General features: G+C 60.6%; 14 protein-coding genes and 1 tRNA gene. 9 read left to right on the forward strand and 6 right to left on the reverse strand.

What is annotated here, in order from left to right:
- Nucleotides 1-97 precede the first annotated feature (97 nt).
- The 3 genes from AKL25_RS00865 to gloB form a co-directional block, all read right to left on the reverse strand.
- Nucleotides 98-1,054: a sugar ABC transporter substrate-binding protein gene (locus AKL25_RS00865; RefSeq protein ID WP_050475763.1), complete on the reverse strand. Its 957-nt coding sequence runs from the start codon at nt 1,052-1,054 to the stop codon at nt 98-100.
- 373 nt (nt 1,055-1,427) lie between these two features.
- Entirely contained in the window at nt 1,428-2,957 is a 1,530-nt protein-coding gene (locus tag AKL25_RS00870) for a transglycosylase SLT domain-containing protein (RefSeq protein ID WP_050475764.1), read from the reverse strand.
- 334 nt (nt 2,958-3,291) lie between these two features.
- The gene (gene gloB, locus AKL25_RS00875) at nt 3,292-4,131 is read right to left on the reverse strand and encodes a hydroxyacylglutathione hydrolase (protein ID WP_205627191.1); all 840 of its coding nucleotides are present in this window, start codon (nt 4,129-4,131) and stop codon (nt 3,292-3,294) included.
- A gap of 21 nt (nt 4,132-4,152) precedes the next feature.
- On the opposite strand from gloB, the gene AKL25_RS00880 reads away from it, so the two are divergent.
- The 4 genes from AKL25_RS00880 to AKL25_RS00895 all read left to right on the forward strand — a co-directional run bounded on the left by AKL25_RS00880 (nt 4,153) and on the right by AKL25_RS00895 (nt 6,441).
- The gene (locus tag AKL25_RS00880; RefSeq protein ID WP_050475766.1) at nt 4,153-4,953 is read left to right on the forward strand and encodes a class I SAM-dependent methyltransferase; all 801 of its coding nucleotides are present in this window, start codon (nt 4,153-4,155) and stop codon (nt 4,951-4,953) included.
- Nucleotides 4,954-5,075: 122 nt separating this feature from the next.
- The gene (rnhA, locus tag AKL25_RS00885; protein ID WP_050476092.1) at nt 5,076-5,510 is read left to right on the forward strand and encodes a ribonuclease HI; all 435 of its coding nucleotides are present in this window, start codon (nt 5,076-5,078) and stop codon (nt 5,508-5,510) included.
- A gap of 19 nt (nt 5,511-5,529) precedes the next feature.
- Nucleotides 5,530-6,252 carry a DNA polymerase III subunit epsilon gene (dnaQ, locus tag AKL25_RS00890; protein ID WP_050475767.1) on the forward strand — a complete coding sequence of 241 codons (723 nt, stop codon included), beginning with the start codon at nt 5,530-5,532 and terminating at the stop codon, nt 6,250-6,252.
- Nucleotides 6,253-6,366: 114 nt separating this feature from the next.
- Nucleotides 6,367-6,441 (forward strand) — tRNA-Val (locus AKL25_RS00895).
- Between the two features lie 55 nt (nt 6,442-6,496).
- Here the strand turns inward: AKL25_RS00895 and AKL25_RS00900 are convergent.
- Nucleotides 6,497-7,891, reverse strand: a complete 1,395-nt coding sequence (locus tag AKL25_RS00900) for a sensor histidine kinase (RefSeq protein WP_050475768.1) — start codon at nt 7,889-7,891, stop codon at nt 6,497-6,499.
- Nucleotides 7,881-8,555: a response regulator gene (locus AKL25_RS00905; protein WP_050475769.1), complete on the reverse strand. Its 675-nt coding sequence runs from the start codon at nt 8,553-8,555 to the stop codon at nt 7,881-7,883. The genes AKL25_RS00900 and AKL25_RS00905 overlap by 11 nt, the downstream gene beginning before the upstream one ends.
- 165 nt (nt 8,556-8,720) lie before the next feature.
- On the opposite strand from AKL25_RS00905, the gene AKL25_RS00910 reads away from it, so the two are divergent.
- From AKL25_RS00910 to mdtD, 5 genes are all read left to right on the forward strand, one after another.
- Nucleotides 8,721-9,764: an ABC transporter substrate-binding protein gene (locus tag AKL25_RS00910; RefSeq protein WP_050475770.1), complete on the forward strand. Its 1,044-nt coding sequence runs from the start codon at nt 8,721-8,723 to the stop codon at nt 9,762-9,764.
- Between the two features lie 67 nt (nt 9,765-9,831).
- Nucleotides 9,832-10,845 (forward strand): ABC transporter substrate-binding protein, encoded by a 1,014-nt coding sequence (locus AKL25_RS00915; RefSeq protein ID WP_050475771.1) that lies wholly within the window; start codon nt 9,832-9,834, stop codon nt 10,843-10,845.
- A 139-nt stretch (nt 10,846-10,984) separates the two neighbouring features.
- Nucleotides 10,985-11,806, forward strand: a complete 822-nt coding sequence (locus AKL25_RS00920; RefSeq protein ID WP_050475772.1) for an ABC transporter ATP-binding protein — start codon at nt 10,985-10,987, stop codon at nt 11,804-11,806.
- Nucleotides 11,807-11,869: 63 nt separating this feature from the next.
- The gene (locus AKL25_RS00925) at nt 11,870-12,724 is read left to right on the forward strand and encodes an ABC transporter permease (RefSeq protein WP_050475773.1); all 855 of its coding nucleotides are present in this window, start codon (nt 11,870-11,872) and stop codon (nt 12,722-12,724) included.
- Nucleotides 12,725-12,815: 91 nt separating this feature from the next.
- Complete coding sequence (gene mdtD, locus AKL25_RS00930) at nt 12,816-14,183, forward strand: multidrug transporter subunit MdtD (protein WP_050475774.1); 1,368 nt, start codon at nt 12,816-12,818, stop codon at nt 14,181-14,183.
- Nucleotides 14,184-14,190: 7 nt separating this feature from the next.
- On the opposite strand, the gene AKL25_RS00935 is transcribed toward mdtD, so the two are convergent.
- Nucleotides 14,191-14,877: a Fe2+-dependent dioxygenase gene (locus AKL25_RS00935; RefSeq protein ID WP_050475775.1), complete on the reverse strand. Its 687-nt coding sequence runs from the start codon at nt 14,875-14,877 to the stop codon at nt 14,191-14,193.
- Nucleotides 14,878-14,901 lie beyond the last annotated feature (24 nt).

Genomic DNA, 14,901 nt, shown 5'->3' on the forward strand with positions numbered 1-14,901 from the left:
AAGGTGTGGTAATTCGTGCGGTTCGGTGATGCGGGCTTGCGGCCAGGGCGAGATGCATAGTCATCCCGCCCTGTACTTCAGGTGCTTCCGTTGAGGCTTACTTGCTGTCCTTGGTCACCAGTTGGACCTTGGTTTCCACCGTGCCGCTGAGGCTGCTTTGCGGTTTCTTGTCGGCCAGCGCCTTCAGGACGGTTTCGATGCCGAACACCGCTTGCTGCGAAGCAAACTGGTCGGCGGTCGCCAGCACGCGTCCGTCCTTGAGCATCGGCTTGATGGCGTTGATGTTGTCGTAACCGACCACCAGCACCTTGCCGGCCTTGCCCGCAGCCTTGACGGCGGCAACCGCGCCCAGCGCCATGTTGTCGTTGCCGGCCAGGATCGCCTTGATGTCAGGATGCGCGTTCAGCATGGCGGCGGCAACCTTGTTGCCCGGATCGATTTCCCATTGGCCGGACTGTACCGACACGACCTTGGCGCCGGCTGCTCCCATCGCATCCTGGAAGCCCAGTGTGCGCTGCTGTGCATTGAAGGTGGTGGATACGCCTTCGATGATGGCGACCTTGTCGCCGCTCTTGATCTGCTTGGCCAGGAAGTCGCCGACCAGCTTGGCGCCCTTGCGGTTGTCCGGACCGACGAACGGCACGGTGATGCCTTTTTCTTTCAGGGCGGCGTCGTCGAACTTGTTGTCGATGTTGACCACGATGATGCCGGCGTCGATCGCCTTCTTGATCACCGGCACCAGCGCCTTGGAGTCAGCCGGTGCGATCACCAGGCCGCTGACCTTGGAGACGATCATCTGTTCGACGATCTTGATCTGGTTGGCGGTGTCCTGCTCATCCTTGATGCCGTTGGCGATCAGGTCGTATTGCGCTGCGTGCGCCTTCTGGTGTTCCTTGGCGCCGTTTTCCATGGTCAGGAAGAATTCGTTGGCCAGCGACTTCATCACCAGCGCAACCTTCGGTTTGGCCGCGGTCTGGGCCATGGCCGGCAAGGCCGGCAGCGCGCAGGCGAGGACGGTGGCGGCAATCAGCTTGAGGCGGATACGTGTATTCATCAAAGTCTCCAGATGGTGTTGTAAGCGGCGGGTTTCGTATGGGTCGAATGCCGGTATGAGCAGTAACAAGCAATGCGCAAACGTTTGCGCGACTGAATCATAGCACCGGAATTCGCAGAAATGAAGGTCGTCGGCGAAACGATTTATGCGGCGGCGCGGCAGTTTCTGGTCGTGTTGACAAGAATTTTCATCGGAAAAAATTTCGACTTGGTACGACTATATCAATGACGATATGCGAGAGGAATTTGATTTTGCGCTGCGGCAAAAAGGAGCAGGAAGGAGTCCGCGACGCGGTGCGAGGAAATTGCCGGGGAGGGCGATGCGGGGAGAAAAGCGGCAGGCCGGAACGCATCCGGCCTGCGCAGGAGAGCGATTAACGGCGGCGAGTGCCGTTTTCGGAAGCCAGGGTGATCGGCGCGTTGGAGGCGGTCTTGCGCACCGGCGCTGCACGGACGTTGTTCTTGGCGACCACAGGCGCCTTGCGGATCGGTTTAGCCGGCGCATGGATAACCTGGCGCACGCGGATCGGGCCGGCGGCAGGCGCTTGCTGGTAAGGTACTTGCAATTGCAGGCTTTGGCCGTTGGCCAGCACATCGCGGTGCAAGCCGTTCCATTGCTTGATCTGGACCACGCTGACGCGGTAGCGGCTGGCGATGGAGGCCAGCGTGTCGCGCTTGCCGGCTTTCACGTAGATGCGCTTGAAGTCGGGCACGTCAGGCGCCACGGCGAGGCGGGCGTTGTCGGCAATTTCAGGCGTGATCTCGGTCTCGATCGAAGTCTCGGTCTTCGGCACCAGAATCGTCGAGCCGGCTTTCAGGACCATCTTCGGCGGGATCTGATTCACGCTGCGGATGATGTCCGGCGTAGTGCCGAACTTGCTGGCGATGGTTTCGATGCGTTCACGCGCGCTGGAGACGGTATGCGCGGTCCACGAAGACAGCGCCTGCGTGAACTTGGACATGTTGGTCTTGAACTTCTCGGCATTGCTTTCCGGCAGAAGGATCTTGGTGTCGTCGCCGCCGATGATGACCGGACGGTTGAATTGCGGGTTCAGCGCCTTGAATTCGTCGAGCGACAATTCGGCCAGCTGGGCCGCGACTTTGACGTCGATGTTGCGGGTCTTGCCGATGGTGACGAAGTAAGGCTGGTTGTCGACCTTGGGCAGATCGATGTTGTAGTCGCCCGGCATGGCGATGATGTTCTTGACGGCTTGCAGCTTCGGCACGTAGTTGCGGGTTTCATTCGGCATCTGGGCCGACAGCGTGTTGAAGTCGATCGGCAGGCCGGCTGCCAGGTTGCGGTTCACGGCGCGCTGCACCGAGCCTTCGCCCCAGTTATAGGCCGCCAGCGCCAGTTGCCAGTCGCCGAACATGCCGTACAGCTTTTGCAGGTAGGTCAGCGCCGCATCGGTCGAGGCCAGCACGTCGCGGCGCTCGTCGGTGAACATGTTTTGCTTCAGGTTGTAGTCGCGGCCGGTCGATGGAATGAACTGCCACATGCCGGCTGCCTTGGCGGTCGACAGCGCCTGCGGATTGAAGGCGGACTCGATGAACGGCAGCAGCGCCAGTTCGGTCGGCATGCCGCGCTTTTCAAGTTCCTGCACGACGTGGAACAGGTAGCGCGAGGCGCGCACGGTGGTGCGCTGGATATAGTCGGGGCGCGAGCTGTACCACTGGGTCTGATTGTCGACCAGCGGGTTTTCCAGATTCGGAATGCCGAAGCCCTTGCGGATGCGCGCCCAGATGTCGATGTCTTCCATGCCCGGCAGTGCGGACGAAGGATCGTTGGGATTGATGGCGTTGAAGGGAGCGGGGTAGATCGAGATGTCGTTGGCGTGGACGAGGAGTGGAGTACCTAGAGAGAAAAGCGCGGCTATCGCTAATTTCTTGAATGTTCGCTGCATGGGTACAAGATCCTGTGCCTGAGGCTGAAGAAAGCGTTGTCTGTTCATCGGTCGTTTTAGATTCACTGCACCTCCTGCTAAGAAGTATGTGTGGGATGCCGCAAAAGAGCGCAGCGGTAAAGTAAATGCGGAGCAGCTGCGCTCTGTCCGGTTTTGTTATTAAAAAACGACAAAACCGTGTGTTTATCTAAAAACGGCTTGCAAGCCGATGGATTTGGAGATTAACGGAGTGTACGTAAGCCCCTTTTCACTCGTCAAGTAAAAATTGACGAATGTTACAAAGCTTAAGCCTTTGATTCCCTTGGGATTTGTACCGAAAAACCGGGATTTGGCCCTATTTGTAGCTATTCTTCCATTCGCGCAGGGCGGCGAATGTTTCCACCGGGTCAATTTGTGACGCCGCAGCGGGCAGGCGGCCGGCTTCCTGCAGGCGCGCGACCACCGCTTTTTCCTTGTAGCGGAGAAAAGGGTTGGTCTGTATCTCCAGGGCAATGGTCGACGGTACGGTGGGTTCGTGGCGGCTGCGTTTGGCCTGCTCGTTTTCGATGCGTGCGGTCAATACTTCGTTGCCCGGCTCAATTTCGCGGGCGAAGCGCAGGTTGGACAGGGTATATTCGTGGGCGCAGTAGACTTTGGTGGCGCCTGGCAGTGCAGCCAGTTTGGACAGCGACGCCACCATCTGCGCCGCTGTGCCTTCAAACAGCCGTCCGCAGCCGCCGGCAAACAGGGTGTCGCCGCAGAACAGCCAGCCCTGGCGCGCGGCGTAGTAGGCGATGTGGCCCTTGGTATGGCCGGGCACGTCGATCACTTTCAGGTCCAGCGACAAGTCGGCCAGATGCACCAGATCGTCTTCCCACAAAGGCTGGGTAATCGTCGGAATCGCCTCGCCGGCGGGGCCGTAGACCGGAACTTGTGTATGCTGCAACAGCGCCGGCACGCCGCCGACATGGTCAGCATGATGATGAGTCAGTAGAATAGCGGCCAGCGTCAGACCATGCGCATCGAGCGCGGCAATGATCGGCGCTGCATCGCCGGGGTCGACCACCGCAGCATGGACTCCGTCATGAATCAACCAGAGGTAATTATCGTCAAATGCGGGAACAGTTAAAACATTCAATGATGCGTTCGGGACGGCTGGCTCAATGATGGAGCTAGTGGCTGGCTGGACTGGCATGGTCGGAAGAGGGCTCGCGTAATGGCTGGGATCGATACGGATCTGGACAAGTCGATTATAGCCCTCGACGCCTGGCTGCATACGCCGATGGGCAATTACGTCCGCGCCTGGGAGCAGAAGCACCTCGACGCGCTGACGGCGGACATCTTCGGCTTCAACGCCGTGCAGATCGGCATGCCGCAGATCAGCGCGCTGCAAGCCAACCGCATGCCGTATCGCTGGCTTACCGACAACTGCCTGCCGACCGAAGCCTCAGCCGGATTGCAGGAAGGGCGCGAAATTCCCCTGGTGGTGGCGCATGATTTTTCCGAGTTGCCGTTCGCCACGCAAAGCCTCGACCTGGTGGTCTTGCCGCACGTGCTGGAATTCAGCGTCGAGCCGCATCAGGTGCTGCGCGAAGTCGAGCGCGTGCTGATTCCCGAAGGCCAGGTCATCATTTGCGGTTTCAATCCCACCAGCCTGTGGGGCATGCGGCAGGCGGCAGGCCGCCTGACCGGTGCGCACTTCCTGCCGCAGGACGGCGAATTCATCCGCCTGCCGCGCCTGAAGGACTGGCTCAAACTGCTCAACATGGAAGTCAATCGCGGCCACTTCGGCTGTTATGCGCCGCCCTGCGCCACGCAACAATGGCTGGACCGGTTCAGTTTCATGGAAAAAGCCGGCGACCGCTGGTGGCCGTATTTCGGCGCGGTCTACATCGTGCAGGCGATCAAGCGCGTCAAGGGCATGCGCCTGATCGGCCCGGCCTGGAGCAAGCAAAAAGTGAAAGTGCCGAAAGGCGTGCCGGCCACCAATCGCATCCATCGCATCCATAAAGAATAGAATGCCGCCTTCGCGGACCGTCGATGACGTCCGCGTAGCGAACCAGGATCAAGCAACAACCAGGCAACAACCAAGCAACTGAAGAAATGAATATGAGCAAAGAACAGATGGACAACGTCGAGATGGACAAAGTGGAGATCTATGCCGACGGCGCCTGCAAGGGCAATCCCGGCAAAGGCGGCTGGGGCGCCTTGCTGATCGCCGGCGGCCGCGAGAAGGAATTGTGCGGCGGCGAAAACAACACCACCAACAACCGCATGGAGCTCAAAGCCGTCATCGAAGCGCTGGGCGCCTTGAACCGTCGCTGCGACGTGACCGTCTACACCGACAGCCAGTACGTGCAAAAAGGCATCAGCGAATGGATTCACGGCTGGAAAGCGCGCGGCTGGAAAACCGCCTCGCGCGAGCCGGTCAAGAACGTCGACCTGTGGCAGGCGCTCGACGCCGCCCAGGCCCAGCACAAGATCGAATGGCGCTGGGTCAAGGGGCACGCCGGCCATCCCGGCAACGAGCGCGCCGACCAGCTCGCCAATCGCGGCGTAGACACGATCCGCTGAAGAACGCCAGGAGCACACCATGCGACAAATTATTCTCGATACCGAAACTACCGGCCTGAACCCGCGCACCGGCGACCGCGTGATTGAAATCGGCTGTGTCGAAATGCTGAACCGCCAGCTCACCGGCAACAACCTGCATTTCTACATCAACCCCGAGCGCGATTCGGACGAAGGTGCGCTGGCGGTGCACGGACTGACCACCGAGTTCCTCAGCGACAAACCGAAGTTCGCCGCCATCGCCGACGAGTTCCGCGACTACGTGCGCGGCGCCGAGATCATCATCCACAACGCCCCGTTCGACGTCGGCTTCCTCGACGCCGAATTCAAGCTGCTGGGCCTGGCGCCGTTCAAGGAACACGTCGACAACATCGTCGATTCGCTGCAGATGGCCAAGGAACAGCACCCGGGCCGCCGCAACTCGCTGGACGCCCTGTGCGACCGCTACGGCATCTCCAACGCCCACCGCACGCTGCACGGCGGCTTGCTCGATGCGGCCCTGCTGGCCGAAGTCTATCTGGCCATGACACGCGGCCAGAACAGCCTGACCATGGATCTGGCCGACGGCGACAACAATGAAGACGGTTCGCCCATGCTGGAACTGGCGCCGCTGGCAGACGTCATCGTGGTGGCCGCCAGCGACGACGAGCTGGACCTGCACGAAACCGTGCTGAACACGTTGGACAAGGAAGTCAAAGGCACTTGCGTCTGGCGCAAAGTCCCGGAAGAAGCGCCGCCGGCGTAAATTGTTTGAGAATAATTGCATAAAATGACAAGCGGCTTGCCCGGTTCGTCAATTCTGTGTCATAATTCGGGCCGCTTCACACCAAGCCTGTTCGGCAGGTGGCGACAGCAAAATGGAAGGTTAGCTCAGGGGTAGAGCACTGCATTCACACTGCAGGGGTCGCAAGTTCGAAACTTGCACTTTCCACCAGAATTCAAAAAAGCCAGCGTTCGCGCTGGCTTTTTTCGTTTGTGCTTGTCCTTGTTCATCTCGGCGATGGCGTATCGCACAGCGGCAGCCTGACCGTCACGGTCAATCCCTTTCCATCCTGATCCGTTCCCAGCGTAATCGTCCCCTGGGACGCCTGTACAATCTCCTTCACGATCGCCATGCCGAGCCCCGCGCCGTGCTGGTCCGGCGCGGCGTTGCGGTAGAAGCGTTCGAACACGCGCTCGCGCGCTTCGGCGGGGATGCCGGGGCCGTTGTCGGCGACGGTGATCACGACTTCCCTGCTATCGTTCAGCGCCACGCCGACGGTCACCTTGCCGTGTTCCGGCGTATAGCGCAGCGCATTGTCGATCAGGTTCATCAGCATGCCGGAAAACAGAGCCTGGCTGCCCATGGCCCAGGCTTCATCGACGCCGGCTTCCATGCCGAGGTCGATGTGCTTGCGTTGCGCCAGGCTGACCACTTCCTCCAGTATCGTCGCCGTCAGCGCCACCAGTTCGACCGGATGGCGTGGGAAGGCGGTGCTGTTGGAGGCTTCCGCCTGCGACAGTTGCAGCAGCTTGTTGGTCAGGTCGGTCATGCTGCGGCTGCTGTCCTGCAAGGCTTGCAGTACTTGCGCCAGGCGTTGCGGATCTTCCAGCTGGCGCGCGAACTGGATCTGGGAATCGATGAGCGTCAGCGGCGTGCGCAGCTGATGTGCGGCGTCGGCGATGAAGCGTTTCTGCACCGCGACCTGCGTGTTGAGGCGCTGGATGTATTGGTTGATGGCTTCGACGATGGGGCGCAGCTCCATCTGCAATTCACCGGCGCGCAACGGCGTGAGCGAGTTCGGTTCGCGCGTGGCGAGTTCGTCCTTGACGCGCAGGATGGGGCGCAATTCCATCGTCAGGCCCACCACCACCAGCGCAATCGCCAGCAGCAGCATGATGACTTGCCGGTGCAGGGCGGGGCGCCACAGTTCGTCCAGCAATTGCTGGTGACCGCGCATGGTCTGCCCGACGGATACCGCGACCATGCGCAGCGTACCGTTGTCGTACAGCGCGCGCACATAGCTGACCACGCGCAATGGCTGGTTGTTGAAGTAGGTCGTGGCGTACGCCGGCGCAACCAACGAAAAATCGACATCGACCGGAAAATCGGGACGGCCGGCCAGCAAGGTCTCGTCGTCCATCAGTACTTGATAGTAGACCTCGTCGTGACTCGGTGAAGCGAACATTTCCAATGCGGCAGGCGGGATGTTGACGACCGGTGCGCCGTCTTCCCAGGTGACCTGTCCGGCCATCATGCGGGCAGAGGCGACCAGTGCGCGGTCCTGGATCAGATCGGCGCTGGTGACCGCGCTGTCATAGGTGTAGCTGGTGCTGATGCCGACGTAGACGGTGAGGGGAATCAGCAGCCACAGCAACAGCCGCAGGCGCAGACTAACGATCATCTTTTTGTTTCAGCAGGTAACCGAGACCGCGCAAGGTCATGATCGCCGCCTGCGAAGGTTCCAGCTTTTTGCGCAGGCGCGAGATGTAGATTTCGATGGCGTCGGCGCTGGGCTCTTCCGAGAGATTGAAGATGCCGCTGACCAGCGCATTCTTGGAGACGGTTTTGCCTTGCTTGAGCATGAGGATTTCGAGCACGTCATGTTCGCGCGCAGGCAGCGCCAGGGTCTTGCCGGCGATGGCGAACTGGCGCGTATTGCTGTCGTAGCTGAGGTCGCCGCAATGGATCTCGGCCGCCTTGTCGGGCGTCTGGCGGCGGATCAGCACCTTGATGCGCGCGACCAGTTCGCGCACTTCGAAGGGTTTGACCAGATAGTCGTCGGCGCCGGCGCCCAGGCATTCGACCTTTTCGTCGATGGAGCCGCTGGCGGTGAGGATCATCACCGGCACCGAGTTGTGCCGCTCGCGCAGGCGGCGCAGGACGTTCTTGCCGCTCATCTTGGGCAGCATCAGGTCGAGCAGCACGACGTCGTAGTTCTCGGTGTGCAGGACGTGGTCAGCCATTTCGCCGTCGGTCGCGACGTCGACGCTGAATTTGTTCTCTTTGAGGATCTGCGTGAGCCAATGCGCCAGGGGCGGGTTGTCTTCAATCAGCAGCAATTTCATGCAAAAGACCTATATTTTTGTTGCACTGCAAGGGAAAAACAGCAAATTTGGAAAGCTGGATGAAGGTTTGCGGTTCTTAGAATGGCGACCAGTATATTAATAATAAGCAGACTTGGCTGAGCGGATACGAATCCGCCGTCCGGGTCTTCACCAGGAGACATCATAATGCGTCAACGCTTCAATGTGTTTGCCAACGTCTTTACCCGCGCCGCCGGCGCATCCGCAGCCGCAGCGGCTGTACTGATGGTCAGCGTGGCCGCAGTGCCGGCAGCGCAGGCGGCCGACAAAATCACCATCATGGTCGGCGGCATCAACAAGCTGATCTACCTCCCACCCAAGCTGGCGGAAAACCTCGGTTACTTCAAGGCCGAAGGCCTGGACGTCGAACTGCAGTCGCAGCAGGCCGGCGTCGATGCCGAGAATGAATTGCTGGCTGGCGCGGTGCAGGCGGTGGTCGGCTATTACGATCACTCCATCGATCTGCAGAGCAAGGGCAAGGAAGTGCAATCCATTACCCAGCTGCTGGTGGTCCCGGGCGGCATGGAGATGGTGCGCAGCGACCTGGCGACGCAGGTGCGCAGCATGGCCGATCTCAAGGGCCGCACCCTCGGCGTGACCGGGCTGGGTTCTTCTTCCAGCTTCCTGGCGCAATACCTGGCCAGCCGCAACGGTCTCAAGACCAGCGACTATTCGATGTTGCCGGTCGGCGCAGGCAATACCCTGATCGCCGCGCTCAAGCAGAAACGCGTTGATGTCGTCTGGACCACCGAGCCGACCACTTCCATGCTGCTGGCCAGCGGCGAAGCCAAGGTGCTGGTCGACATGAACAGCGCCGCCGGCACGCGCGCCGCGCTGGGCGGCCTGTATCCGGCGTCGGCCGTCTACGTGCAGCGCGCCTGGCTGCAGAGTCACAAGGCTGAAGCGGCCAAGCTGGCGCGCGCCTTCGTGAATACCCTCAAATACATCCAGACCCACAGCGCCGAAGAGATTGCCGACAAGATGCCGGCCGACTACTACGGCGGCAACAAGAAACTGTACGTGCAGGCGCTGAAGGCTTCGCTGCCGATGTATTCGCCTGATGGCAAAATGCCGCCGGAGGGCGCCGAAGTGGTGCTCAAGGTGATGGCCGCATTCAATCCGAACATCAAGGGCAAGAAAATCGATTTGTCGAAGACCTACACCAACGAATTCGTCGATCAGGTGAAGTAGGGTTTCGGACCGGATCCTGTATTTCGCGTACCTTATTACGCATACCAATACCAAACTGGGAGACTTCATGAACAAAAACATTCGTCGCACACTGATTTCGCTGGCCGTGGCCGGCGCCACCATGATGGCCTTGCCGGGCACGGCGTCCGCCGCAGGCAAGATCACCATCATGGTCGGCGGCATCACCAAGATGGTTTACCTGCCGGCCAAACTGGCCGAGCAACTGGGCTACTTCAAGGAAGAAGGCCTGGACGTCGAGCTGCAATCGCAGCCGGCCGGCGTGGATGCCGAGAATGAATTGCTAGCGGGCGCCGTGCAGGCCGTGGTCGGTTTCTACGATCACTCCATCGACCTGCAAAGCAAGGGCAAGGAAATCACTGCGATCGTGATCTTCGGCCAGGTGCCGGGCGAAGTGGAACTGGTCTCGACCAAGGCTTCCGCCTCGATCAAGAGCATGGCGGACGTCAAGGGCAAGACCCTGGGCGTGACTGGCCTGGGTTCGTCGACCAACTTCCTGACGCAATACCTGGCATCGCGCCATGGCATCACGTCGAAAGAATATTCCGTGCTGCCGGTCGGTGCCGACAACACCTTCATCGCTGCCATGAAGCAAGGCCGCATCGACGCCGGCATGACAACCGAGCCGACCGTGTCGCAAATGCTCAAGACCGGCGAAGCCAAGGTGCTGGTCGACATGCGTTCGGTGGACGGCACCGTCAAGGCGCTGGGCGGTTTGTATCCGGCCTCCAGCCTGTACGTGCAACGCAACTGGCTGAACGGCCACAAGGATGAGGCCGCCAAGCTGGCGCGCGCTTTCGTCAAGACGCTGAAGTTCATCAAGACCCACAGCGCCGCAGAGATCGCCGACAAGATGCCGAAGGATTACTACGGCAACAACAAGGCGCTGTATGTGCAGGCGCTGGAAAACTCGCTGCCGATGTATTCGGCCGACGGCAAGATGCCGGTGGGAGGTCCTGAAACAGTGCTGTCGGTGCTGTCCGGTTTCAATCCTAACGTCAAGGGCAAGCACATCGATTTGTCCAAGACCTATACCAACGAGTTTGTGAACCTGGTCAAGTAATCAGTTTGAACAAGACTTAAGAAAACCGTTTCCACCATGATGCGAACCGACGTATCCGTTCAGCCGGACGGATACGCGGGTATCGCTCGTACGCAGCAATTCTGCAGCAATTGACGTCATTACGATGAAAGAGCCCTCCATGAACCAAACTGCCACCGCCAAGCCAGCTGCAGCAGCGAAACTCGACACGCCGGCCATCGAGCTGGACAACGTGTCGTGCCGCTTCATCACCGCCGACGGCAATGTCACCGTCGCCTTGCGCGACTTTTCCATGAGCGTCGCCCGCGGAGAATTCGTCGCCGTGGTGGGCCCGACCGGTTGCGGCAAGTCCACCACGTTGAGCCTGATCACCGGCCTGCTGAAGCCGACCATCGGTGAAGTGCGCGTGATGGGCGAGCCGGTCAACGGCATCGACCCACGCATCGGTTTCGTGTTCCAGAACGACGCCGTGTTCCCATGGCGCAGCGTGCGCGACAACGTCGCCGCCGGTCCGCTGTTCCGCGGCAAACCGAAGGACCAGGCCTATGAACTGGCCAACGAATGGATCCGCCGCGTCGGCCTCGACAAGTTCGGCGACCACTATCCGCACCAATTGTCGGGCGGCATGCGCAAGCGCGTGGCGCTGGCCCAGACCTTCATCAACAGCCCTGAAATCCTGCTGATGGACGAGCCGTTCAGCGCGCTCGACATGCAGACCCGCACGCTGATGCAAGACGAGTTGCTGCAACTGTGGTCGGCGCATTCCGGCTCGGTGGTGTTCGTCACCCACGATCTGGAAGAAGCGATTGCCCTGGCCGACAAGGTGTATGTGCTGACTGCGCGTCCGGCGACGCTGAAGAGCACTTACCAGATCGATCTGCCGCGTCCGCGCGTGATGGAAGAAGTGCGCTACGAGCAGCGCTTCATCGATATCTCCAGAAAAATCTGGTCCGATCTGCGCGAAGAAGTCCAGATCAAATAATCACTCTCAACAGAAATATCTTCTGCTCCTTACACCACATCAACGACAAAACAGGTGAGCAACATGACACAAGTAAATACAAGCCGGGCCATGAGCCCGGAAGCGATCGCGGAAGTCGAGCGCGAAGCGCAACGCAAGATCAAACAACGCTACTGGCTGGTGATTTCGCTGCGCCTGGCGATTCTCGTGATCATCCTCGGCGGCTGGGAACTGTCCGCCACCATGCAATGGATCGATCCGTTCTTCTTCTCGCAGCCGTCGCTGATCGTGATCCAGATTTATGACTGGATCATGGAAGGCACCTCGCAAGGCCCGCTGTGGGTGCAGGTCATGGTGACGCTGGAAGAAACCGTGCTGGGCTTCCTCATCGGTTCGGTGGCAGGCATCATCGCCGGCATCGCGCTGGGCCGCAACAAGCTGATGTCGGACGTGTTCAGCCTGTACATCCAGATCGCCAACTCGATTCCGCGCGTGGTGCTGGGCTCGATCTTCGTGATCGCGCTGGGCCTGGGCATGGCGTCCAAGGTGGCGCTGGCGGTGGTGATGGTGTTCTTCGTGGTGTTCGGCAATGCCTTCCAGGGCGTGCGTGAAGCCGACCGCTACATGATCGCCAATGCACAGATCCTCGGCGCGTCGCGTCGCCAGGTGACGACGGCGGTGGTGATTCCGTCGGCGCTGAGCTGGATCCTCGCGAGCCTGCACGTGAGCTTCGGCTTCGCGCTGGTCGGCGCCGTGGTGGGCGAGTTCCTCGGTTCCAAGCAAGGCATCGGCCTGCTGATCTCGACAGCACAAGGCGCGTTCAACGCCAGCGGCGTGTTTGCGGCGATGATCGTGCTGGCGGTGGTGGCGCTGGGCGCCGACTATCTGCTGACTTCGCTGGAAAAACGCCTGCTGAAATGGCGTCCTGCAGCATTCTGATGATGTCTTTCCGGGCCTGCCGACGGTAAATCTCCGGATTGTCTTCGGATAGTTGTGCAGGCCCCGGGCAGGGACGATAAAATTCTCTTCCATGCCGCTTACTTCTTCCCGTTCTCAAAAAGCCCTGTTGTGGATCGTCGCATCGGGCTTTTTCATGCAGACGCTGGACACCACCATCGTCAACACCGCATTGCCGTCCATGGCCGCCAGTCTCGGCGAGCCGGTGCTGGCGATGCATCCTGTGGTGGTTTCTTACACGCTGACGATGGCGTCGCTGACCCCGGCTTCCGGTTGGCTGGCGGACCGCTTCGGCACACGCCGCGTCTATTTCCTCGCGATTCTGATTTTTGTGCTCGGCTCGCTGCTGTGCGCCAACGCCCACTCCTTGTCGCAGTTGCTGCTGGCGCGCGTGGTGCAGGGCGTCGGCGGCTCCATGCTGCTGCCGATCGGCCGTCTGGCGGTGCTGCGCAGCGTGCCGGGAGCGCAATACATTTCAGCGCTGGCGTTCATCTCGATTGCGGGGCAGCTTGGTCCGGTGGTGGGGCCGGTGACGGGGGGATGGCTGTCGCAGACCATCGGCTGGCACTGGATTTTTCTGATCAATGTACCGGTCGGCGTAGTCGGCATGTTTGCCGTGCATTACTTCCTGCCTGCTGAAAAAATCACGTCGCCGCCGCGTTTCGACATGCTCGGCTGCGCGCTGCTGTCGACCTGCATGGTGACCTTCTCGCTGGCGCTGGACGTGCCGATGGACGAGCATCGCGCATGGTGGAGCGCCGGGCTGTTCGGGGTGTCGGTGCTGACGGTGTGGCTGTATGTGGCGCATGCGCGCCGCGATGAGCAGCCGCTGTTCCGGCTGGGTTTGTTCCGGGAGCCCAATTTCAGCGTCGGCCTGATCGGCAACCTGGTGTGCCGCATCGGTTCATCGGCAGTGCCTTTTTTGCTGCCCTTGCTGCTCCAGGTGAAGCTCGGTTTTTCGCCTCTGCATGCCGGCCTGGTGCTGCTGCCGGCGGCGATTGCCGGCACCATCGCCAAGCCCTGGATCGCACCGCTGGTGCGCCGCTTCGGCTATGAAAATTTCCTGCTGATCAATACCGTGCTGGTCGGCGCCGCCATTGTTTCGTTTGCGCTGATCACGCCGACATGGCCGATCTGGGTCGGCATCGTGCAACTGGCGATTTTCGGCGTGTGCAACTCGATGCAATTCGCCGCGATGAACAGCGTGACGCTCAAGGGACTCGGCAGCAAGGATACCGGCAGCGGCAACAGCCTGTTCTCGATGGTGCAGATGCTGGCGCTGGGCCTGGGCGTGACCATTGCCGGCTCCATGCTGAGCGGGCTCGACGGCGTGGCGTGGGCGAGGGAGTGGAGCTTTACGCTGACCTTCGTCTGCGTCGGCGTGGTGACCTTGCTGTCGGCGTGGGTGTTTCGCCGGATGGATCCGCGTTACTTCAACTGACGAGCGATTAGGTATCGCCCCATTGGCGCAACAGATTGTGATAGCAGCCGACCAGCGTGCGCCGCGCCACTTCATCGGCATTGGTCTGGTTGAGCGTCTGGATGGCATTGTCCATGTCGAACAGCATGCTGCGCTGGCCGTCGTCGCGCACCAGGCTTTGCACCCAGAAGAAACAGGCGGTACGCACCCCGCGCGTGACCGGTGTCACCTGATGCAGGCTGGTGGCCGGGTAGACCAGCACGTCGCCGGCTTCCAGCTTGGCGGTATGCAGGCCGTAGGTATCGTGGATCTGCAGCTCGCCGCCGTCGTAGCTGGCCGGATCGGACAGGAACAGCGTGGCGGAGATGTCGGTGCGCAGTTTGCGTCCGCTATGCGGGTCGATGCGGACACTGCCGTCGACATGCGCGCCGAAGGTCATGCCTTCGCTGTAGCGGTTGAACATCGGCGGATACACCATGTTCGGCAGGGCGGCGCTGATGAAGCGGGGATTGCGTTCGAGCGCCGAGAGGATGATGCGCTGGCATTGCAGGGCAACGTCCGAACGCTCGTCGATTTGCTGGTTGTACTTGACGGCGGCGCCTTGATAGCCCGCCGTGACGCGTCCATCCACCCATGCCGGTCCCGCCTGATCCAATAGCTGACGTACAGCGTTGAGTTGTTGCGCGTCGAGCAGCTTGGGGATGGCGATCAGCATGGATGGATTTCTTCCTCTTGCTTC

It is taken from the genome of Herbaspirillum rhizosphaerae (assembly GCF_001189965.1).
Taxonomy (GTDB): domain Bacteria; phylum Pseudomonadota; class Gammaproteobacteria; order Burkholderiales; family Burkholderiaceae_D; genus Herbaspirillum; species Herbaspirillum rhizosphaerae.